Here is a 22,265-nt window from a genome sequence, read left to right as displayed (position 1 = left end):
TACATAGTCGATCGCACATTCTTTGGATAAAGATCCTATTTTATTAGCCTTTATCTGCAATTTTCATTTTTCATCTCAATTTGAGTATTCATACTAGCCAAACAACATTTTATTAACGAACTATCATCCCAGTTTCTTAAATGATGTTAGTCTTCATATGCAGATAGTGTTATTTTATTGACGTCGCAGATTGATAATTCTCAAAAGTGAGACCTAATATTTGAGTAATATCTCTCGTTCAGGAGTACCCAAGGAGCCCCATCGTGAATTGGAATAGGATTAAGTTGTTGAGCATTGCTACCATGCTCTCTTTTCCAGCACAGAGCCAAACACTAGAACAAGCAGTAGCTTATACAATAACAAACAACCCTGATATTAAAGCTTCATACAACGAATATATGAGTAAGCTTTATGATGCAAAAGCATCATCAGGTGCCTACTTGCCTTCCATAGACCTTGATGCTGGTATTGGTTATGAGCAGGTTGATTTAGCTTCTGGGACAGAAGACGAGCTAACCAGAAAAGAAGCGACGCTGAGCCTAACTCAGTTAATTTGGGATGGCTCTGCTACTCTCAATGATATGGATAGAACGGCAGCCGATGCCGAGTCAGTTAGGCTTCAATTACTTGCGGACTCGCAAGATATTGCACTTGAAGTTACTGACATTTACCTCAACGCAACCAAAGCCTACGAAGTGTTAGCACTGTCGGAGAGCAACTTGGCTGTGCATAAAGAAATTTATAACGACATCAAGAAGCGAGTGGACTCGGGTATCGGTTCGACTGCTGATTTATCGCAAGTTGAAGCACGTCTTGCCAAGGCGCACAGTAATCTACTCGCAGCACAGAACAATCTTTATGATGTTCACACGCAGTTCAAACGAATCGTCGGTCAATCGCCACAAGCTTTGATTTTCCCACGAGCAGATGAAAATGCAGTCCCGTTTTCTGTAGATGAAGCGCTGGACTTTGCTTTTAAAAATCACCCAGTGATCAAAGTCGCTCAAGCGGATGTCGACTCGGCCCGATTCCAGTATGATCAAACTAAAGGCGTAAACTACCCAACACTATCTATCGAAGCCAACCAGATTTGGCGCGATGATGCAGGTGGTATACGTGGTAGCAGCAATGAGTCTTCGGCCATGCTGCGTATGCGCTACAACTTGTACAACGGTGGCTCTGATTCTGATCGAACTGAAAGTGCGGCTTATCAGCTAAATAAAGCGAAAGATTTTCGTGATCGCACATTCCGTAGTCTCGAAGAAGGCCTACGCCTATCATGGAGCGCATTGGATCTCACTTTGCAACAGAAGGAATTTTTAGCAGACCACGTAGACTCGGCATCTGAAACGGTTATCGCCTATGAAAAGCAATACAAGCTTGGAAAACGAACTTTACTTGATCTATTAAACACTGAGAACGAGTTGTTCGAAGCGCGTAAAGATTACCTAGATGCTAAATACGCTGAACAATACGCAAAATATCGAGTCATGAATGCGACAGGTGGTTTGCTGGCAGCGTTGCGCGTTGACACCCCAGAAGATTGGAATAAGGCGGTTGAGTACTAATATGAAGAAAGCATTTTTCACCCTCACTGCTGTCGCCTGCCTATTATCTTCTGCAACTCACGCTGAAGACGTGTATGACTATCGACAAACGCCTGTACCGAATCAGATAGCTGACTTACTTGATGATGACAAAGACGGTGTTATCAACGCACGCGATTTGTGCCCAGATACCCCACTAGGTGCCGACATTGATAACGATGGATGTGGGACATACGTTAAGTCGGAAGAAGAAATGGATCTTCACATTTTATTCGAGAATGACTCCAGCGACATCCAGCCTGTATTCCTGACTCAAATTCGCGAGATGGCCGATTTTCTTAAAATCTACCCTTCAACATCGATTGAGCTACAAGGCTACGCCAGTAAGGTCGGTAATCATGGCCATAACATGGCTTTGTCACAACGTCGTGCTGAAGAAGTCGAAAGTGCTCTGATTAATAACGGAGTCAGCCACACTAGGATCCGAATTGTGGGTTTTGGTGATACGAATCTCGCTGATACAGGCGATGATGAAATCACACATGCGAAAAACCGCAAAGTCGTGGCAACCGTCGTAGGCCACAAAGGCAGCATCAAGAAAGAGTGGACCATCTTCACTAAAAAAGCGAAGTAAGCGACCTTCTCTCCATTTAAATGGGCACTCAATGTGCCCATTTTTATTTAGCTTTCATAGCAACAGTGGTACCCTATCCGCGATTCTACTTATGAGATAAATCCTATGAGCAAATTAACTGCTGATATTCAGGCTAACCTAGAGCTATTCGTATCTGAAACCAAAGCAAATAGCTTGATTTGGGGTCTTCGCAATGAAGAAGGTTGGCTGTCTTGTGACTCAACGGAATTTGAAAACAGCGAAGTCATGCCATTCTGGTCTTCTAAAGAAGACGCACAAGCACACAACGTGGAAGAGTGGTCAGATTTTGAAGTTTTGGAGATTCCACTAGATATCTTCGTTGAAGACTGGCTACTAACACTAGCAGAAGATGGCGTTCTAGTTGGTACAAACTGGAATGCGCAGCTAGAAGGCAAAGAGCTTGAGCCATCTGAGCTTGCCAAAATGTATCTGGATTAATAACTCCTGATTAGAAAAACGCCCTCATTTGAGGGCGTTTTTGTATTAGCTATCTTAGAGAAACTTTACGCTTCACTACTTTGCTTACTGACTAACGATGCCATAACCGCTTCTCGATTGTCGATGTAATCATTCAAGCCCGCTTTTCTTAAGTCGCATGCTGGGCAATCACCACAGCCATCACCAATAATGCCGTTATAACACGTCAGTGTTTTTTCTCTCACCAATTGCAGTGCATCGTATTGGTCAGCCAAAGCCCAAGTTTCCGCCTTGTTTAGCCACATCAGCGGCGTAACAATGTCTAGATTACGGTCCATACCTTGAACTAAGGCACTGTTCATCGCTTTCACAAAGTCATTACGGCAATCAGGATAGCCTGAGAAGTCCGTCTCACACACGCCAGTAATCACAGCCTGAGCACCAATTTGATACGCGTAAATGCCCGCTAGGGTAAGAAAAAGAATGTTACGGCCAGGGACGAAAGAGTTAGGTAAGCCATTTTCCTGCAGCTCATGTGAAACCGGAATGTCATCACGAGTCAATGAGCTAATGGCGAGTTCGTTCAGCAAGCCAACATCCATCACTTTATGTGCTTTAACGCCTAGCTCTTTTGCGAGGTCTTGAGCCACTTCAATTTCCAGTTTATGGCGCTGACCATAATCGAAAGTGATTGCATGCACTTCATCATAATTCTTAAGTGCCTGAACGAGACATGTCGTGGAATCTTGACCACCACTAAATACTACAACTGCTTTTTTCATTTCGTTTCCCTTACGCAATACTTAGATACTTGTGTGTCTGGATAGAGAGTCTCCAGTTACGCGCAATACAAGTATCAATACATAGCTGAGTGGCGCGTGGTTTCTGACTGATCGGCTGTAAGGCAATAGTCGTGCTTTCAGGCACGCCAGCGCGCTCAATCAAAGCATCGAGCTGCTCAATGTCTTTATCGGTCGCCACTGGATGTTTAATCTCATTTGCTCGGAGTAAAGCACAGTCCAGAACGGGCAGTTTACCTTTCATTGCTACTTTTGGTGACACTGTCACCCAGGTATTTTCACTCGCAAGAATTGGTGATGTACCACTGGTTTCAATTTGGCAACGACATCCTATCGCTTCGAATGCTTCTGTCAGCGGACGCAAGTCATAGATGCATGGTTCGCCGCCAGTAATAACAATATGCTTAGCCTGATAACCTTGTTGACGATACTGCTCGATAATGTCACCTCCAGACACACTACACCATGTTGGTGAGTCTTCCGTTTTCGCGAGCACTTCCGCTAACGGGCGTTCGTCTTGAGGTGTCGCATCCCAGGTTTGTTTCGTATCGCACCAAGCACACCCTACCGGACATATCTGCAGACGAACAAACACCGAAGGAACGCCAGTAAAGACGCCTTCACCCTGAATGGTTTCGAACATTTCGTTTAATTTGTACAACTTTGTCTCAGCCTAACTCATCATCAATATTTAGCAGGAACGAGACCATAAATGACTGTACTGCGAAGGTCAACTAAATCAGAAATTGATCATTCCGATTCACTCATTTAATCTGCTTCTTTCTTTAGTGATAACTTTAAAACTTTTAGGTAAGTATATGTACAAGCTGATTGCTTTGGATATGGATGGCACTTTGCTAACCAGCGACAAGTCCATTTCAGAAAGAACAAAAACCGCCATAGAAAAAGCGCGAGCTCAGGGAGTCAAAATCGTTCTTGCTTCAGGCCGCCCTCTCGCAGGTATGCAAGAGAAACTGACAGAACTAGGCATAGACGGACACAATGAATTTGTGGTGTTCTACAACGGAAGTACAGTGAAAGAAATTGGCTCTGGAAAAGTCATTCATCAAGCCTACATTGATGGTCGACGTGCGAAACAAGTGGCGAAACTCGCTAAAGAGCTAGGATTGTACTGTCATGCATTCAGTACTGAGCACGGCTTAATTACGCCCGAGAATAACGAGTTTACTACCTTGGAATCGGACATTAACCAAGTGCCGATTACGGAAATGGCGTTCGATTCATTGGAGGACGACCACCCTATCATCAAAGCCATGATCGTCGGTGAACCATCAAAACTGACGCAAGCAGCGAAAGCTATTCCAGATGTACTTCATCAGGAATTCACCATTGTACAAAGCGCCCCGTTCTTTCTAGAATTTCTCAACCTTGAGAGTAATAAGGGCGTGGGGGTCAAAGCGATTGCAGACTACCTTGGTATCCACACTGACGAAGTTATTTGTATGGGAGACGCGGAAAACGATCACCATATGATTCGCTATGCGGGGCTTGGAGTCGCAATGGAAAATGCGATGGAACAAACCAAAGCGATTGCTGATTACATTACCACCAGCAATAATGATGACGGCGTTGCATTGGTCATCGAGCAGTATGTACTGAATCAATGATACTTATGCGTTAGCAATAAAAGCTGCCATTAGGCAGCTTTTGCAAATTTCCTAACGCTGACTACGAACAGAATCATAAGCACTGGGTAACGAACGGCGTCTAATCCGAATGACAAAACGCTACTTCTAGAAACAAACACTTCACTGTACTCAAACAACCAATATATCGCGACCATAGAGATGGTAATTGGAATAATCAGTTCTGCTGTAATTCTCTTTTCATTTTCGTCAGCTGTGTAAATCACGCCTAACGCCGTGCCGATTATCCCTAACCAAATACCAAATACCGGAATTGGCCACACAGAGACCATCACCAAGCCAGCAGCAATCAACACAAACCAAAGTGCTTTCGACTGTATCAATGTCATTAGCTCTACATCACGTTTGTTATCCAAACGGATCAGATGCCAGGCACACAGACCACCAATCAACAAACCACTTAGCATATCGACGATAAAGTGCGTCCCAGTGTAAAAACTAGAAATAGCTAGCCAAGTCATCAATCCCACGCTGGTACCTGCAAGATAGTCTACCCCATTTTCCCTCATTTTATTGATTAGTAAGGTGATCACGCACATCCATAATGCAAATGGTAAACTCGGTAAGCTGTAACCTGAGAATTGTGGCAAAGCCTTGTTCGCAAGATAGACCTGTGGTGGGGGGAGTTGAAATCCTTGTTTCGCAAGCAAAACAATCAATGACGTAATTGTTACGGCGAAAAACACTTTATAGCTAAAATCTCGCCCAAACCGCCAATAAAGATAAGGGAAGAGAACCAACAGAATAATGGGATGATTAAGTTGAAGGCTTAACTTAAACAGCTCTTCAATAATGGCTTCGGCATGAGTTGGTAGCTTATCTAGCAACAAACGGAACTCATTTAACCAAGCCAACTCCATTTGATTAAATGTAGGCGCAGATTCAACCAAGTTATCCACATATCGAACAGGTTGAGGAGTTGCTTGCTCAAAATACCCTGCAATCCGTTTGAGTTGTTCTGGGAATCGATATTCCTGAGCATTGATCATCTCTGGCGAAATTAACATTGCCGATGCAATTTCAACGCCATAATGCGGTGCAAACCATATTGGTAACTGGTGTGCATCAAATGAATCATCAATGTGAAACGCCACAATTTCAGAATCAGAGATACAATCGTAATAAATCGTGTTGTTTCTCTGACCCAGAACTTTATTGATTGAGACTACCAGCCCAGTTTCTTCCCAAGTTTCGCGCTGTGCGGCTGATTCTGGCTTTTCACCTCGTTTCACATTGCCTGCAGGCAACCATGACTTGCCAGTCAAAATTTCATTAACAAGCACCAGCTTATCATCCGCTCTGATAACACAGGCGGCGCCTTCTATTTCTGGCTGCTTTTGCTCAGCGAAAAGCAAAGATGAGAAAAATGTGAGTGTAAAAAATAGAAACACTCGATCCAACTGCTTAAAAATGGTCATTTATTACTTCTTGTTTAACCCACTGGTTTGCGGAGCCAATGGATGTGATGTTCGAAACCCAGTTCTTTATAAAAATCCAGCGCATTGCTGTTGAAATTCCACACTTCAACAAATATCTGCTTTACGCCATAGTCATCAAAACGCTGTTCAATCGACTTGCATAATTGTTTTGCAATGCCCGACTTACGACACTCTGGAAGGACATAAAGTTCATCAATACTTCCCATTTGCACAGGCTTACTCACACTGGAAATCAGTTCGCAAAAATGGCCAGATACAAAACCAACAATCCGTTGTTCTTCAAAAGCAATTAGTACAATACATTCTGGGTCATCTAAGTATCGGGCGATGCTCTTTTCCTGCTCTATATCTTCAGCCGTTTTAAAGTGCTCAGAGCATTGCTGATGATGTTCATCGTGCAGCCTGAACATCATGTCATTGAGCGATTCTAAGTCCTGCGCTTGAGCGACTCTAATTTCTAATCTGTGCATATTTATTTTGATGTCGCAAATAAACCACAGTGTGAGTCGAACATAAAAATTTATCAACAAAAAAGCCCCTTAAAAAAGGGGCTAATTAGTGATTATGGAACGCCGTCTCAACTATGATTCGAGGGCTTTCTGAATTTCTTCCAGACTCGTCGGATCATCGATGGTTGAAGGAACAGTATACTTTTCACCATCAGCTATTTGTCGAATGGTCTTGCGAAGGATTTTACCTGAACGCGTTTTCGGTAGACGCTCAACGACCAGCGCGTGCTTAAAGCAGGCAACTGCGCCTATTTCATCGCGTACCTTACCCACAAGCTCACCTTCAAGCTGCAAGTCATCAACTTTGACGCCGTCTTTTAGTACCACAAACCCTAATGGTAGCTGACCTTTTAAGTCATCATGCACACCAACAACCGCACATTCCGCGATAGCCGGATGGCCACCAACAATTTCTTCCATTTCGCCGGTCGACAATCGATGTCCGGCGACATTAATCACATCATCGATACGGCCCATAATAAACAGGTAGCCGTCTTCGTCTAGGTAACCACCATCACCTGACACATAGTAGCCTGGGAACTGGCTCAGATATCCCGATTCGAATCGGTCGTGGTTGCGCCACACGGTAGGTAAACAGCTGGGTGGTAATGGGCGTTTCAACGCAACAAAACCTTGCTTATTCGGTGCCACTGGCTCACCCAACTCATCCAATATTTCAACCTCATAACCGGGAATGGGTTTAGTCGCTGAGCCTGCTTTAACAGGCATCAACTCAATCCCTGTAGGGTTACCCGCAATTGCCCAGCCAGTTTCCGTTTGCCACCAATGGTCTACAACCGGTTTGTCGGTTTTACTTTCTACCCACTCCAAGGTTGGAGGGTCTAAACGTTCCCCCGCCATAAAGATGGTTTTTAGATTCGACAGGTCATATTGCTTGAGGTACTCACCTTCTGGGTCTTCTTTCTTGATGGCACGGAAAGCAGTTGGCGCGGAGAACAATACATCGACCTTGTACTCTTCACACACGCGCCAAAAGGCGCCTGGGTTTGGCGTTCTAACAGGCTTGCCTTCAAACAAAATCGTTGTGCAGCCATGAATAAGCGGCGCATAGACGATATAAGAATGCCCGACTACCCAGCCCACATCAGAAGCAGCCCAATAAACACCATCCTGAGGAACATCATAAATAGCACTCATTGAGTACTTCATCGCGACAGCGTGACCTCCGTTGTCACGCACGACTCCTTTCGGTTTTCCGGTTGTTCCTGAGGTGTAAAGAATATAGAGAGGGTCAGTGGCCAGAACCGGTACGCACGCGTGAGGTAAAGCATTGTTATACGCTTGCATCCAATCCACGTCTCGCGCCTGACTTAATTCAGCCTCACACTGTAGGCGTTGTAATACCAAAACCTTTTCTGGTTTCCAACGGCTATCCATCACTGCTTTATCAACCATAGGTTTATAAGGGATGACTTTATTGATCTCGATACCACAAGACGCTGTCATGATAACTTTTGGCTCAGCATCTTCTATCCGTACCGCAAGCTCGTTTGGGGCAAAGCCCCCAAATACCACAGAATGAATGGCCCCTAATCGTGCACATGCCAACATCGCCATTGCGGCTTCTGGAATCATTGGCATGTAGATAACAACTCGATCGCCTTTCTCCACCCCTTGCTCTGCTAACATCCCTGCGATCTTAGCGACCTGGTCTCTGAGCTCTTTGTATGTGTACTTTTGCTTGCTACCGGTGACAGGAGAGTCATAGATCAAAGCTGTTGTCTCCCCTCTTCCTTGTTCACAGTGGTAATCGAGTGCAAGCCAACAAGTGTTAAGCACACCATCAGGGAACCAACGTTCAATACCGTTTTCATCCTTTTGCAAAATGGTCTTAGGTTGCTCAAACCAGTCCAATCGCTCGGCTTGCGCTTTCCAAAATTGCTGTGGGTTTTCCTGTGCCCAAAGGTATTCTTTCTGATATGCAGACATAATGCTTCCTCCAGTATGTCCTGACATTACTTACATCGGGTTTGTTACCGACGAGATTTATTCTTCAAAGACATTGGAGGGAACACGCACAAAGCCCTCCATCAAAATACGAGCGCTTCGGCTCATTGCGGCTTTTTCTACTACCCAGCCTTGGTTTGAATGAGTGGCCCTAGCGCCTACTTTTAGCATTCCGGACGGATGCCCAAAAGTCACTGAATGCTTCTCACCACCTCCAGCGGCCAAATTGACTAGTGTCCCCGGCACACAAGAAGCTGAAGCAATGGCAACTGCGGCTGTTCCCATCATTGCGTGATGTAACTGGCCCATAGATAAAGCTCTCACCAGCAGATCTACGTCATTTTCATCAACCTGTTTTCCACTTGAGGCTTGATAACTCTTCGCTTTGCTGACAAAAGCCACCTTAGGGGTATGTTGGCGAGATTCAGCTTCTTCGACCTTATCGATAAGCCCCATTTTTAGTGCGCCGTAAGCTCGTATTTTTTCAAATCGTGCTAATGCCAACTCATCACTATTGATATCTTGTTGAAGCTCAGTACCAGAGTAACCAAGGGCATCGGCATCAATAAAAATTGTTGGGATACCAGCATTAATCAAAGTAGCGTTAAATGTACCAACCTCAGGTACTTCAAGATCATCGACTAAATTTCCCGTTGGGAACATACTTCCATCACCCGCAGCAGGGTGCATGAAGTCCACTTGAATTTCAGCCGCAGGAAAAGTCACCCCGTCTAGCTCAAAGTCTCCAGTTTCTTGAACAAGTCCATTGCGGATAGGTACGTGGATGACAATCGTTTTTCCGATATTGGCCTGCCACACTTTCACAGCAACCACACCATTTTCCGGTATACGCTCTGCAGGGATTAGCCCGGCATGAATCGCAAACGGGCCAACCGCCGCCGATAGGTTTCCACAATTTCCGCTCCAATCAACAAAAGGCTTATCAATAGAAACTTGTCCAAATAGGTAATCCACATCGTGCTCTGGCTGACTGCTTGGTGAAACAATGACGGTTTTGCTTGTACTCGAAGTTGCCCCTCCCATACCGTCGATTTGCTTGGCATAGGGATCTGGGCTACCAATGACTCTTAGCAGCAACGCATCGCGGGCCTTTCCCGGTTTTTGCGCCATCTCGGGTAAATCAGATAGATTAAAGAACACACCTTTACTCGTACCGCCTCGCATATAGGTCGCGGCGACTTTTATCTGGCTCGGTCTAATTTCACTCATAATCACTCCTTACTGAGCCAGAAAGTCTTGGGCGAAACGTTGCAATACACCACCCGCGTTGTAAACAGAGACTTCGTCGGCGGTATCAAGTCGACACGTGACTGGCACGTCCAGCTTTTCGCCGTTCTGACGCGTCACAACTAAGGCAAGGTCAGTCCCCGGTTTAATCTCACCAATCACGTCATAAAGTTCTGTGCCATCAAGCATCAGCGACTGACGATTAACTCCTTCTTTAAATTGCAAAGGAAGCACGCCCATCCCCACAAGATTGGTTCTGTGGATACGCTCAAAACCTTCGGCAACAATAGCTTCAACGCCTGCTAAGCGAACGCCTTTTGCCGCCCAATCACGAGATGAACCCTGACCATAATCGGCTCCTGCAACAACAATGAGGGGTTGTTTTCGGTTCATGTAGGTTTCGATAGCTTCCCACATACGCGTGACTTTTCCTTCAGGCTCAATACGAGCCAGAGAACCCTGTACAACTTCACCTTCGTCTCTAACCATTTCGTTAAACAACTTAGGATTCGCAAAGGTCGCACGCTGCGCGGTAAGGTGGTCTCCACGGTGAGTCGCGTAGGAGTTAAAGTCCTCTTCAGGAACTCCCATCTTCGCTAGATACTCCCCTGCTGCGCTGGATGCAAGAATGGCGTTAGAGGGAGACAAATGGTCGGTTGTAATGTTGTCACCGAGTATTGCTAGAGGCCTCATTGAAGACAGCGTTCTTTCACCCGCCAAAGCGCCTTCCCAATAAGGAGGTCTGCGAATGTATGTACTTTGCGGCCGCCAATCGTATAAAGGATTACTGTTGCTTTGTTCATCATCAAGTTTAAACATTTGAATATAAACTTGATTAAACTGCTCAGGTCTAACGTATTTGCCCACTACCGCGTCAATTTCTTCGTCAGTTGGCCAGAGGTCATTGAGGTAGATAGGCTTGCCGTCAGCGTCTGTACCCAACGCATCTCGCTCGATATCGAAGCGAATCGTTCCTGCCAACGCATAAGCTACAACCAAAGGCGGTGACGCCAAAAATGCTTGTTTCGCATAAGGATGGATACGCCCGTCGAAGTTGCGATTACCAGAAAGTACCGCAGTCGAATACAAATCTCGGTCGATGATTTCTTGTTGAATCTCAGGGTCTAACGCACCACTCATCCCGTTACATGTCGTACACGCATACGCGACGATACCAAAGCCTAGTTTTTCCATCTCTTCAAGCAAACCTGCTTCTTCAAGATACAACTTCGCGACTTTTGAACCCGGAGCGAAAGACGACTTCACCCATGGCTTGCGTACAAGGCTCAATTGATTGGCTTTCTTGGCAACCAAGCCTGCGGCGACAACGTTTCTTGGGTTACTGGTGTTCGTACAAGAGGTGATCGCTGCAATAATTACCGCACCATCTGGCAATTGACCTTCACTCTCTTGCCACTGGCCTGCAATACCTTGTGAAGCTAGCTCTGACGTTGGTAAGCGGCGATGTGGATTCGAAGGGCCGGCCATATTGCGTGTCACTGCAGACAAATCAAACTCAAGCACTCGTTCGTATTGCGCCGTATCTAAATCATCTGCCCAAAGGCCTGTTTGCTTGGCGTAGTTCTCAACCAGTTCAACTTGTTGGTCGTCTCGACCCGTCAATTTAAGGTAGGTAAGCGTTTGTTCATCAATGTAGAACATGCCTGCTGTCGCACCGTATTCAGGCGTCATATTGGAAATGGTTGCACGATCACCAATCGTTAGGTCACTGGCACCTTCACCGAAGAACTCAAGGTACGATGAGACAACACGCTCATTGCGTAAGAACTCAGTGATTGCCAAAACGATATCCGTTGCCGTAATACCGGGCTGGCGTTTACCAGTGAGCTTGACACCCACAATATCTGGTAGGCGCATCATTGATGGTCGGCCTAACATTACCGTTTCAGCTTCAAGCCCACCAACACCAATGGCAATAACACCTAATGCGTCCACATGTGGGGTGTGACTGTCAGTTCCGACACAGGTGTCTGGGTAAGCAATACCTTGCTTCGCTTGCACTACAGGTGACATTTTTTCCAGATTAATCTGATGCATAATGCCGTTACCTGCAGGAATAACGCTGACGTTTTCGAACGCCGTTTTACACCACTCGATAAAGTGAAAACGGTCTTCATTACGACGCTCTTCGATCGCGCGGTTTTTCTCAAACGCATCGGATTCAAATCCCGCATGCTCCACCGCCAGAGAGTGGTCAACGATCAGCTGTGTTTCCACTACAGGGTTCACTTTAGCCGGGTCACCTCCTTGGTCTGCAATTGCATCACGTAAACCGGCTAAATCAACTAAAGCGGTTTGCCCCAAAATATCGTGACAAACCACGCGTGCTGGGTACCACGGAAAGTCTAAATCGCGTTTGCGATCAATCAGTTGTTTAAGAGAGGCTGTTAGAGACTCAGGATCACATCGTCGCACTAATTGTTCAGCAAGAACTCGCGACGTGTAAGGGAGAGTCTCATAAGCTCCTGGCGTAATATCATTGACTGCTTCTCGGGCATCGAAAAAATCAAGATGAGATCCCGGAAGCGACTTACGATATTTTGAATTCACTGTACTACTCATATCATTGCTTCCATTCAGATAATATTCGGGTATCCGAGCCTCCCTACAAGCTGGCAAGGAGGCTCTTGGGTAACTGGGTGTTACCTCTTTTCGATAGGAACCCAATCCTGATGCTCAGGACCTGTGTAATCCGCACTTGGGCGAATAATACGGTTGTTGGCACGTTGCTCATAAACGTGCGCAGCCCAGCCAGTCAGACGGCTCATGACGAAGATAGGTGTAAACAACTTGGTTGGAATGTCCATGAAGTGGTACGCCGAAGCGTGGAAGAAATCTGCATTACAGAACAGCCCCTTTTCACGTTTCATCACCGATTCGACTCGCTCAGAGACTGCATAAAGGTGTGTATCGCCCACTTTATCTGAGAGCTCTTTCGACCAACGTTTGATTAATGCATTTCGAGGGTCACTTTCACGATAGATAGCATGGCCAAAGCCCATAATTTTGTCTTTATTGGCTAGCATCTGCATGATGTTGGTTTCTGCCTCATCAGGCGTCTGCCAGTTTTCGATCATTTCCATCGCAGCTTCGTTTGCCCCACCATGGAGTGGACCACGCAAAGTACCAATGGCAGCCGTAATACAAGAATGGATATCCGACAACGTCGAGGCACACACACGAGCCGCAAACGTTGAAGCGTTAAACTCATGCTCAGCATAGAGAATCAGCGAGCAATGCATGACCTGCTTATGCAGTTCACTCGGGTCTTTGTCCGTGAGCATTTTAAGAAAATAGCCACCAATACAATCTTGAGACTGATCTTCGGTATCAATTCGAACGCCATCATGACTGAAGCGGTACCAGTAACAAATGATTGCTGGGAATAGCGCCAACATTCGTTCCGTCGCACCTTGTTGCTCAGAAAAATCCATTTCCTGTTCAAGGTTGCCAAGAACCGAGCAACCTGTTCGCATCACATCCATAGGGTGAGCGCTTGCTGGAACCAGTTCCAAAGCTTGCTTTAGCTCAGCAGGTAAACCGCGTAAGCCAATCAGACGCGTTTTGTATGCATCCAGCTCCTGCTGCGTCGGTAAGTGACCACGTAACAGTAGATGGGCTACTTCTTCAAACTGCGCGTTATTAGCTAGATCAGTGATATCGTAACCTCGATACGTCAGACCTGTACCTGTTTTACCGACGGTGCATAATGCAGTGCTTCCGGCGCTTTGACCTCGTAGGCCTGCACCACCTATCTCTTTAGTAGGCATGTTGAACTCCTTTTCTGTCCGCTCTGCCCTCTGAATGGAGCATTTTCTGTTCGGACAAGTTTCACGTTATTGAATTAAAAGTTTTCCGATACTTTTCTTAGGCTTCCGTTTGTTTCTGTTGGCTATTTTCCTTCTGAAAACAGCTGATCTAATTTGTCTTCGTAATCGTGGTACTTGAGGTGCGCATAGAGCTCTTTACGCGTCTGCATCGAATCAAGCAGTGCTTCTTGATTTCCCTCTTTCAACAGGTGGGCGTACACCATCTCTGCGGCTTTATTCATCGCTCTGAAAGCACTCAATGGATACAGCACTATATCTACATTTGAGTTGGCTAACTCTTCACCACCGTACAATGGCGTTTGGCCAAATTCGGTAATGTTCGCCAATATAGGCACGTGTTTTCCGGTCGCTTGCTTTAGCGCTTCAGAGAACTGTGAATACTGCTCTAATTTGTTCATCGCCTCTGGGAAGATCATGTCCGCGCCAGCTTCGACACAAGCAATCGCTCGCTCAATGGCGCTATCCATTCCTTCAACTGCAAGCGCATCAGTCCGAGCCATGATGACGAAACTCTCGTCATTACGCGCATCTACCGCGGCTTTAACTCGATCAACCATTTCCTGTTGACTGACAATGGCTTTGTTTGGTCTGTGGCCACAACGTTTCTGAGCGACTTGATCTTCCATATGAACAGCGGCAGCACCGGCTTTTTCCATCGCTTTAATCGTGCGACCAATATTGAATGCGCCACCAAAACCAGTGTCGATATCCACCAATAAAGGCAGATCACATGCGTTAGTAATGCGGTCAACATCGACCAAGACGTCATTGAGGGTCGTAATTCCCAAATCAGGGAGACCGTAAGATGCGTTGGCAATGCCGCCACCTGATAAATAGATCGCTTGGTGGCCTATGTTTTTCGCCATCATGGCGCAGTATGGGTTAATCGTACCGACAATCTGCAAAGGATCATTTTGCTCTACGGCGGCTCTGAATTTCGCCCCTGGAGATAAACTCATGACAGTTTCCTTCTAGTCATTTTCAGCAAGTAAAATTTGTTGCTCTATTAACCGTCTGCTGCCTGAGATATGCCTTCTCATCAACATTTCGGCCAATTCCTCATCACGATTACGAATCGCCTGAAGGATAAATTTGTGTTCGTTCAGCGCTTCTTTTGGTCTGGATTGAGCCCGCGGCGATTGGTATCGATACATACGCAGCAAGTGATACAGCTCATCACATAAGAGCGCGATCAACTTACTATTGCGGCTCGCCTGAATAATGCGATAGTGAAAATCAAAGTCGCCTTCCTGATGAAAGTAAGAAGCGCCTGCAACTTCATCGATGTGCTTTGAGTGCTTGGCAAGCAATAGCTCCAAACTCAACAGCTCTTCCTGAGAGATATAACGTGCTGCCAAGCGCGCAGCCATACCTTCTAATGCCTCTCTAACTGCGTAGATTTCAACCAGCTTTTCAGGGGAAAAGGTAATCACTCGTGCTCCGACATGAGGAATGCGCTCAATCAACCCCAGCCCTTCAAGTCGCATAATGGCTTCTCGCAGTGGGCCTCGGCTTACCTCAAATCGTTTCGCCAACTCAGGCTCAGAGATCTTACTTCCGGGTTCTAAACTACCTTCTACAATTGCTTCAATCAGAATTTCGGTCAGGCTTTCTGATTTGGTGTTTTCTTTCTCTGTTGCTCTACTTTTCATACGAGTCGTGAGTTCATCATTCATACGTTTGCTCGCTTACCTGCTCAACCCAATGTGTCAACAGTTCTTATGCCATGCCTATAAAATAGCCGATCAAATTGTCGACAATCAAGATAATTGTCGACAATTTAGACTAAGGTATAAGTTAATTCGGTAAGGGTATCTGACTTTTAACGAAATACAGTACTCGTTTCTCATCTCTGTTTGTGAGCTCTATCGGCAAGAACAACACAAGAACAATGACTTAACTCTCATATGTAATTAGTATCGTTAGTATAGAAGTAACAATGGATATCTATGACAAGGATGCAGACTCCAATTGGTAAGACATCAATCGCTGTTGCTCTAGGTTTGAGCCTAACAGCGTGCTCAATGTTCTCAGAACCTAAGAGAGAACCCTATTACCCTGCACTTAGAGACACCGTTTATTCTGACGAAGACATTACTGTGATCGAATCAAACAATGTTCTCAAAACCGCTATTAAGTCCAATCAATATGTCAACGTTGCAGACCTCGATGAGGTTAATAACAACGCCGCCAAAATATTTGCTGAAGTGCTGAATAGCTCCTCTGTGACAGTCAAGGACATTCAGAATAAGCAATTCCATGAAGGCTTGAAAACCATCATTAAGCAGTTCACTTGCGAGCTGTATGCCAGCAAACAACCCGCTGATTCTGTGCAACTATGCCCACTAGATTCTAAGATTGTCGACAATAACCTAGATTACCTACCCTTCGAGGATGGGCTACGGTTTACTCAGAGGCTGAGCACTACACTGAATGACGATGAGGATAAATTACAGCTAGAGTTGTTTCTAAAAAGTACTCACGAGCGCTCACTCGATTCTCTTTGGGGAGCAGTACATGAATTGGGACGTTTTAAGAACAGCCAGCTCTCTGAGGACAGCTTAGTTCTTACTATCAATATGAAAGTGTATAAGAAGTCTGACTCAAACCTACGGTGGACGTACCTTCACCCAGAACCATTGGTCTTTTTTGTCGTGCTTCCTTCAGTCGATTTGATAATCAATCGTCCAAATGAAGTAGAAAGCATGGATTTCGCGTATAGAAGTGCAAAATTGTTAGTTGTTGATAGCCGTTAAGAGAATCCTGGATTCTGAGAGAGGCTCACACATTCAGCGATTCAACACACAATCAGCCTTTTATAATAAGTGGTAGGATTTATTTACGATCAGTTTACTGCTACTTTTTATAAATCCAACAAATTATATCTTACGTATCAGTATAATTTTTAAGGTCTTTTTTGTAACAGACTCATTATTTCAAGGATATTATATGGCTGATAAGTATTCAGCGTCGGCTAGCTTAATTTCGGCAAAGGACTATAAAAATCAAGAGCATACGGTAAGTGAATTTACCGTAACTCAAGCTTTGTCTACTCCTTTTGAGATTACCGCCATACTCGTTTCTTCTAGTTTCAGTGTTAAAGATCAATTAGGTCAGTTACTGACGATTAATCGTTATTCCAACGAGTCCGGCAGCAATAAGCTACAACGTTCTTTCAATGGCGTAATTGCTCGTATTGAACAAATGGGCCTAGACGCTAACCTGCAATTTATGCAGTACCGAATTACTCTCAAGCCTTGGTTTTGGCTACTAACGCATACTCACTCATTTCGCGTCTATCAAACTCAGTCAACTAAAGATATCGTCAGTGACATCTTCGACAACGCAGGCTTCAAAGGGAAGTACAAGCTCTCTAGTTTGCCTTCCACAAAAAGAGAATACTGCCTCCAGTACAATGAGTCTGACTTTGACTTTGTTACTCGGTTGCTTGCCGAAGAGGGCCTTCATTACTACTTCGAGCACGAATCCGGCGACCATACAATGGTCATTCAGGATGCTCAATCCCCCTTCGACAAAGCCGACGTCGCCAAATTCGATATGCAGGAAACCCCTTCTGGAAGCCTCCCACTGATAAAGTCTTGGGCACCTGTTATGTCTTTCCATGGCGCTAGCGTTGAATTAACCGCGTATGACTACTCACAATCTAAACTAGTAACAAGCAAAGCCAAAACAAGCAGCAATACGATTGCAAACAATACGAAACTGGCATCCGTCCACTATCCTGATTTGGGTATAAGTGGGGATATGACTGACTTATCTAGCAATCTGGCTAAAAGACGCATTGAGCAAATAGAACAAGATTATCAATCTGTTATTGCACAGGCTGAACACGATATGTTCGAGATTGCGACGTGGTTTTCCTTGTCCAGCCATTTAGACAAATCTCAGCTTGGTGATTTCTCGGTTGTCAAAACATCCACACACTACGCGGATGATGTTCGATGCGCTACTGAAGTAAAACTGATCCCGAAAGCCACACCGACTTACCCTAAGCCACGTTCCAAGCAAGTCGTCAATGGTTTGCAAAGTGCTACAGTTGCAGGCTCAACAGCAGGTGAAATCAACCAAGATGACCAAGGCAGAGTCCGTATTCAATTTCATTGGGACACTGAAGCCAGCGGAGACAAAACCAGTTGTTACGTGCGTGTCGCGCAAATGATGGCAGGTAGCGGCTATGGGACGCAGTTTATTCCACGAGTAGGTCAAGAAGTACTGGTTTCCTTTATTGACGGCGACCCTGATCAGCCAATCATTACAGGCAGTGTTTACAACAGTAAAAACGCGCCTCCTTATAAAGAAGCAAACGCGACCAAAACAGGTATAAAGACGAAGTTAACAGGTCAGACAAATGAGCTTTACTTCGACGACAAGAAAGATAACGAGCTAGTTTATCTTCATGCTGCCAAAGACATTACTCAGGAGGTTGAAAACAATCATACTGAAACCGTTAAAGGCGAATTGAGCCAGTCGGTGACGAAAGCGATGACAATTGCGACAGAAGACAATTACACCCTGAACGTCACAAAAGCAATGAGTGGTTCAGCGAAGTCCATCACGCTCGAAGCTGATGACTCCATCGACCTCAAAGTCGGCTCTAGCAAAATTTCGATATCTTCGTCATCTATTTCTATTGAAGCTACGAACATCGATATCAAAGCAAGCAGTGCGCTCAATCTAGAAGGAACCAATGTCACCAGCAAAGCGACATCTGCGAACAAAGTTTCCGGCACCACAACTGCACTTGAAGCAACCAGTTCAAACAGCATCAAGGGATTAAGTATTGCGATTAAAGCCAGCACAACATTAAGTGCCGAGGGTTCACTAAGTGCTGAATTCAAATCTGGCCTGAAAGGCACATTCGATGGTGGCGTACTAGGCGAACTGAAAGGCGCCATTGTGAAGGTAAACTAAAATTATGTATAAAAAGATTCCCTATCAGAGCAGCGCCCAGATCTTACCGAGATTTCAAGCCTCTGATGAAGCAAAAGAAGTCATTGGCGAAGAGCAACCCATCGACCAAGTTATTAAAAAGCTCCAAGAAGCAAAGCTCTATAACGATCTCATTCAGTTTCTCGCGCATGCACTGCCCGTCCGAGAAAGCATTTGGTGGGCTTTATGCTGCGTTTCGACTCGAAACGACGTATGGACAGATACACAGAAGATGTCACTTGATACAGTCAAGCAATGGGCTCAATCACCATCAGAGGAGCTTAGAAGACGTGCCGAACTGCTTGCCAATCGCTTGGAGTTGAATTGTGGCCCTTCTTGGTTAACTCAAGCTGTATTTTGGAATGGTTCAGGAAGCATCGTAGCACCAGACTTGCCAGCTGTGTTGCCTGATCCATTTTTATACGCGAAAGCAGTTGGTGGTGCGATCAATCATGCTGCATCACTTCCAGAATGGGATAAATCAGAACAGTATTACGAAAGTGCTATTCAAGCGGCACTAGACATCGCTTCCGGCGGTAATGGAGGTCTCAAATGACATTACCCGCAGCTCGGCTGACAGACATGCACGTCTGCCCTATGCAGACACCAGCGGTTCCACCTATCCCGCATGTGGGAGGCCCAATTACTGGCCCTGGTGCACCCACTGTTTTAGTTGGAAACATGCCTGCCGCTACACTTGGAGACATGTGTGTATGTGTCGGTCCACCAGATTCCATTATTAAGGGAAGTGCCACCGTGCTTATCAATAGCAAACCAGCAGCCAGAATGGGGGATACAACGGCACATGGTGGAACTATCGTTTTGGGGATGCCTACAGTACTCATAGGCGGATAAAAAGTAATATCTACGAATTGACGTAAATTTAGGCCAAAAGACACATTAGTGATAATTAACGTCCAAGAAAAGTAAAATATTCACCTATAAAACTGGCTTATTAAGTTGCAACACAATACCCGATAAATGGATGCGCTGAACAAAAAATGTCATTTTCTGGTCATAAAATAATCTAATTTATTTTTTGTAAACCACAGCAAAAACAAGGTATTGATAAAAAATATACGTCATCCGTCCAGTTTTCTAGAGACAGATCACTTTTCAAAGCAAATAATAAAAATGAACGAGCCTTTTCGAAAAATAAGCCTAGACTATGAAAGGTAAGTTTTTAGTTATTAATACGAATTAACAAAACAATTTATAAACCTTTTGGTGAAACACTAGCAACGGAAAATGTATGGTTGATATTGAAGCACTATTGGCACCTATCTCAGAAGAACACCCATCAGGTACATACCTGAAGTTAGATCGTAGTGCCTATCGTACTTTGAGAAACAACTACAACACGGCACAATCATCTTTCCGTCAACTTATCGAAACACCAGATGCGTCTAGCGATGAAGCGCTAATCGAAGCCAACCAAAGTAATTGGGATTTACTGCGCACCTCAACGTTTGAGGCGCTAACATCTCAGACCAAAGATATCGAGTTTTTAGGTTGGTACATTGCCAGCCAACCTTTCACAGCTTCACCGTATGAAAACCTAGCAAGTGCAACAAAAGTTCTAGCGGGTTTCATCGAATCGTTTTGGGGAACTCTAAACCCCCACCCTCCAGTCGAAAAGTTAAAAAGTAGCGATGAAGCTGGTCAGACAAAAGAACTAATCGAATTTCGTTTAAAGCCTCTGCTGCAACTTGTTGGTGAAAGCCAAGATTCCACTGCGCTTTATATGCCACTACAAATGATCTCTCTTATTGACGACGTGTCTTTTGGCGATTTTCTGCGTGCAGAGAGAAACGGCACAATGGCGGAGTTAAAAGATAGAGCGCAATCACTGTTTTCTCGCGATGTAGAAGAGACGCTCACAAAACTTTCTGAAAGTTATCAAAACTTTGATGCTGCTGAAAAACTGATTGCTAAAGAATGTCAGGCTGCTGGTGTAGCTCCTGCCAGCTTTAAATTCGTAAAAGCAAACTTAGCCGATTTGATCAATGCTATTCAATATCTTGTGGGAGACAAGTTTGCTCGATGGCCGTTAGATAGTGAGTTCAAACCTGTCACAGATGAACCTCAGCCAGAAGCGGCAGTAGCACCTCAAGCAACTGCACCTCTCGAAGCATCAAATGCTGAGCCAGCCTCTGCTGAAGCCACCAATGCAGATCCTGTCGCCCAAAACCAAGTTCAGCAAGCGCCTCAAGCTCCCGTCGTGCAGCAAGTTCCAGTAGCTGGTGTAATCACCAGCCGTGATCAAGCGTTTCATGAATTACGTAAGATTTCAGATTTTTTTCAGCAAACAGAACCACATAGCCCTATTCCATTTTTGCTAGAACGAGCAATTCGATGGGGTTACATGAGCCTACCTGAACTGCTAAATGAAATGACAGGTGGCAACTCAGGAGTAATTGCTCATATCAATCAAGTATCCGGTATGGACAACCTATCTCAAGCTGACCTTAGTAATAAACCATCAGCGTCAGCACAAACTTTATCCTCCGCATCTGGGCTCACTCAGCCAGATGTTCACGTTCCGCCTCCGCCGGCTTCAGCTCCTTCAGAGCCAGTCACAACGAGCGAACAACATACTCAAACTGAAGCGAACACTACTCAACCTGAAAGTGGTATTAGTAACTTCGAGTGGTAAAAACACTAAATGCTAATTAGCGAAGGAGATCAACATGGCTTCTATTTTCATGAGAATTGATGGCACTACACCTAAAGGTGCAGCAACTGTAGAAAAGATCGGTGGTAAAGATGGCTTCTTTGCTATTGACACCGTGACTTGGAATGCTGTTCGTGGCGTGGGTATTGATGTGGGTAACGCAAACAACGCTGACCAAGGTATGGTTGCGCTTGGCGAAATCAACGTAACTCGTGGTTGTGACGGTGCAACTCCGCATCTAACAACTTTCCTTTACGCACCAGGCGGTGAAGGTAAAACAGTTGAAATCGTAATGACTAAGCCAAACCGTGAAGGTTCTGGTGCAGATCCATACCTAATCGTAACTCTAAAAGCAGCTCGTATGTCTAGCTACAACATGGCTGGTTCTGACGGTACTCTGCCAAACGAATCTTTCTCTCTAACCTACACTGAAATTTCGAAAGCTTACTACATCGAAGGTGAAGGCGGTAAGATCGAGAAAGGTCCTGAAGTTGGCTTCGATGCAACAACTGCGAAAGTTACTTCGACTGCTGCTTAATT

At 45.1% G+C, this 22,265-nt stretch carries 20 protein-coding genes; 10 read left to right on the top strand and 10 right to left on the bottom strand.

Annotated elements, in window-relative coordinates; all coding sequences use genetic code 11:
- The first annotated feature begins 263 nt into the window (after nt 1-263).
- The 3 genes from VIC_RS20225 (at nt 264) to VIC_RS20215 (ending at nt 2,640) form a co-directional block, all read left to right on the top strand.
- Nucleotides 264-1,568, top strand: coding sequence for a TolC family outer membrane protein (locus VIC_RS20225; protein WP_038511632.1), 1,305 nt, complete (start codon nt 264-266; stop codon nt 1,566-1,568).
- A 1-nt stretch (nt 1,569) separates the two neighbouring features.
- The gene (locus VIC_RS20220) at nt 1,570-2,181 is read left to right on the top strand and encodes an OmpA family protein (RefSeq protein ID WP_006962111.1); all 612 of its coding nucleotides are present in this window, start codon (nt 1,570-1,572) and stop codon (nt 2,179-2,181) included.
- A gap of 105 nt (nt 2,182-2,286) precedes the next feature.
- On the top strand, nt 2,287-2,640 hold the full coding sequence (locus VIC_RS20215; protein ID WP_006962110.1) for a DUF2750 domain-containing protein: 354 nt from the start codon (nt 2,287-2,289) through the stop codon (nt 2,638-2,640).
- Between the two features lie 65 nt (nt 2,641-2,705).
- On the opposite strand, the gene queC is transcribed toward VIC_RS20215, so the two are convergent.
- Nucleotides 2,706-3,401, bottom strand: coding sequence for a 7-cyano-7-deazaguanine synthase QueC (gene queC / locus VIC_RS20210; RefSeq protein WP_006962109.1), 696 nt, complete (start codon nt 3,399-3,401; stop codon nt 2,706-2,708).
- 10 nt (nt 3,402-3,411) lie between these two features.
- On the bottom strand, nt 3,412-4,062 hold the full coding sequence (gene queE / locus VIC_RS20205) for a 7-carboxy-7-deazaguanine synthase QueE (protein ID WP_006962108.1): 651 nt from the start codon (nt 4,060-4,062) through the stop codon (nt 3,412-3,414).
- A gap of 175 nt (nt 4,063-4,237) precedes the next feature.
- On the opposite strand from queE, the gene VIC_RS20200 reads away from it, so the two are divergent.
- Nucleotides 4,238-5,047 carry a Cof-type HAD-IIB family hydrolase gene (locus tag VIC_RS20200; RefSeq protein ID WP_006962107.1) on the top strand — a complete coding sequence of 270 codons (810 nt, stop codon included), beginning with the start codon at nt 4,238-4,240 and terminating at the stop codon, nt 5,045-5,047.
- 29 nt (nt 5,048-5,076) lie between these two features.
- Here the strand turns inward: VIC_RS20200 and VIC_RS20195 are convergent, their stop codons facing one another.
- From VIC_RS20195 to VIC_RS20160, 8 genes are all read right to left on the bottom strand, one after another.
- Nucleotides 5,077-6,504, bottom strand: a complete 1,428-nt coding sequence (locus tag VIC_RS20195) for a bifunctional NUDIX hydrolase/phosphatase PAP2 family protein (protein ID WP_006962106.1) — start codon at nt 6,502-6,504, stop codon at nt 5,077-5,079.
- Nucleotides 6,505-6,518: 14 nt separating this feature from the next.
- Nucleotides 6,519-6,995 carry a GNAT family N-acetyltransferase gene (locus tag VIC_RS20190; RefSeq protein ID WP_039952365.1) on the bottom strand — a complete coding sequence of 159 codons (477 nt, stop codon included), beginning with the start codon at nt 6,993-6,995 and terminating at the stop codon, nt 6,519-6,521.
- Nucleotides 6,996-7,106: 111 nt separating this feature from the next.
- The gene (locus VIC_RS20185; protein WP_006962104.1) at nt 7,107-8,984 is read right to left on the bottom strand and encodes a propionyl-CoA synthetase; all 1,878 of its coding nucleotides are present in this window, start codon (nt 8,982-8,984) and stop codon (nt 7,107-7,109) included.
- 57 nt (nt 8,985-9,041) lie between these two features.
- Nucleotides 9,042-10,232: a 2-methylaconitate cis-trans isomerase PrpF gene (prpF, locus tag VIC_RS20180; RefSeq protein ID WP_006962103.1), complete on the bottom strand. Its 1,191-nt coding sequence runs from the start codon at nt 10,230-10,232 to the stop codon at nt 9,042-9,044.
- 9 nt (nt 10,233-10,241) lie between these two features.
- Nucleotides 10,242-12,833: a Fe/S-dependent 2-methylisocitrate dehydratase AcnD gene (acnD, locus tag VIC_RS20175; protein WP_006962102.1), complete on the bottom strand. Its 2,592-nt coding sequence runs from the start codon at nt 12,831-12,833 to the stop codon at nt 10,242-10,244.
- An 80-nt stretch (nt 12,834-12,913) separates the two neighbouring features.
- Complete coding sequence (gene prpC / locus VIC_RS20170) at nt 12,914-14,041, bottom strand: bifunctional 2-methylcitrate synthase/citrate synthase (protein ID WP_006962101.1); 1,128 nt, start codon at nt 14,039-14,041, stop codon at nt 12,914-12,916.
- A 122-nt stretch (nt 14,042-14,163) separates the two neighbouring features.
- Nucleotides 14,164-15,060, bottom strand: a complete 897-nt coding sequence (gene prpB, locus VIC_RS20165) for a methylisocitrate lyase (RefSeq protein WP_006962100.1) — start codon at nt 15,058-15,060, stop codon at nt 14,164-14,166.
- A gap of 12 nt (nt 15,061-15,072) precedes the next feature.
- Nucleotides 15,073-15,777 (bottom strand): GntR family transcriptional regulator, encoded by a 705-nt coding sequence (locus VIC_RS20160; protein ID WP_006962098.1) that lies wholly within the window; start codon nt 15,775-15,777, stop codon nt 15,073-15,075.
- Between the two features lie 282 nt (nt 15,778-16,059).
- Between VIC_RS20160 and VIC_RS20155 the strand changes: the two genes are divergently transcribed.
- The 6 genes from VIC_RS20155 to VIC_RS20130 all read left to right on the top strand — a co-directional run bounded on the left by VIC_RS20155 (nt 16,060) and on the right by VIC_RS20130 (nt 22,263).
- Nucleotides 16,060-16,857 carry a hypothetical protein gene (locus VIC_RS20155; protein ID WP_039952609.1) on the top strand — a complete coding sequence of 266 codons (798 nt, stop codon included), beginning with the start codon at nt 16,060-16,062 and terminating at the stop codon, nt 16,855-16,857.
- Between the two features lie 193 nt (nt 16,858-17,050).
- The gene (locus VIC_RS20150) at nt 17,051-19,033 is read left to right on the top strand and encodes a type VI secretion system Vgr family protein (protein ID WP_006962095.1); all 1,983 of its coding nucleotides are present in this window, start codon (nt 17,051-17,053) and stop codon (nt 19,031-19,033) included.
- 4 nt (nt 19,034-19,037) lie between these two features.
- On the top strand, nt 19,038-19,607 hold the full coding sequence (locus tag VIC_RS20145; RefSeq protein ID WP_006962092.1) for a DUF6931 family protein: 570 nt from the start codon (nt 19,038-19,040) through the stop codon (nt 19,605-19,607).
- Nucleotides 19,604-19,906: a PAAR domain-containing protein gene (locus tag VIC_RS20140; protein ID WP_019278072.1), complete on the top strand. Its 303-nt coding sequence runs from the start codon at nt 19,604-19,606 to the stop codon at nt 19,904-19,906. Before VIC_RS20145 ends, VIC_RS20140 begins: the two co-directional genes overlap by 4 nt.
- A 397-nt stretch (nt 19,907-20,303) precedes the next feature.
- The gene (locus tag VIC_RS20135; protein WP_006962091.1) at nt 20,304-21,707 is read left to right on the top strand and encodes a type VI secretion system protein TssA; all 1,404 of its coding nucleotides are present in this window, start codon (nt 20,304-20,306) and stop codon (nt 21,705-21,707) included.
- A 34-nt stretch (nt 21,708-21,741) separates the two neighbouring features.
- Nucleotides 21,742-22,263, top strand: a complete 522-nt coding sequence (locus VIC_RS20130) for a type VI secretion system tube protein Hcp (RefSeq protein WP_006962090.1) — start codon at nt 21,742-21,744, stop codon at nt 22,261-22,263.
- Nucleotides 22,264-22,265: the final 2 nt, after the last annotated feature.

This window comes from Vibrio coralliilyticus ATCC BAA-450, from assembly GCF_000176135.1.
Taxonomy (GTDB): Bacteria; Pseudomonadota; Gammaproteobacteria; order Enterobacterales; family Vibrionaceae; genus Vibrio; species Vibrio coralliilyticus.
This window is presented reverse-complemented; position numbering and strand designations above follow the sequence as displayed.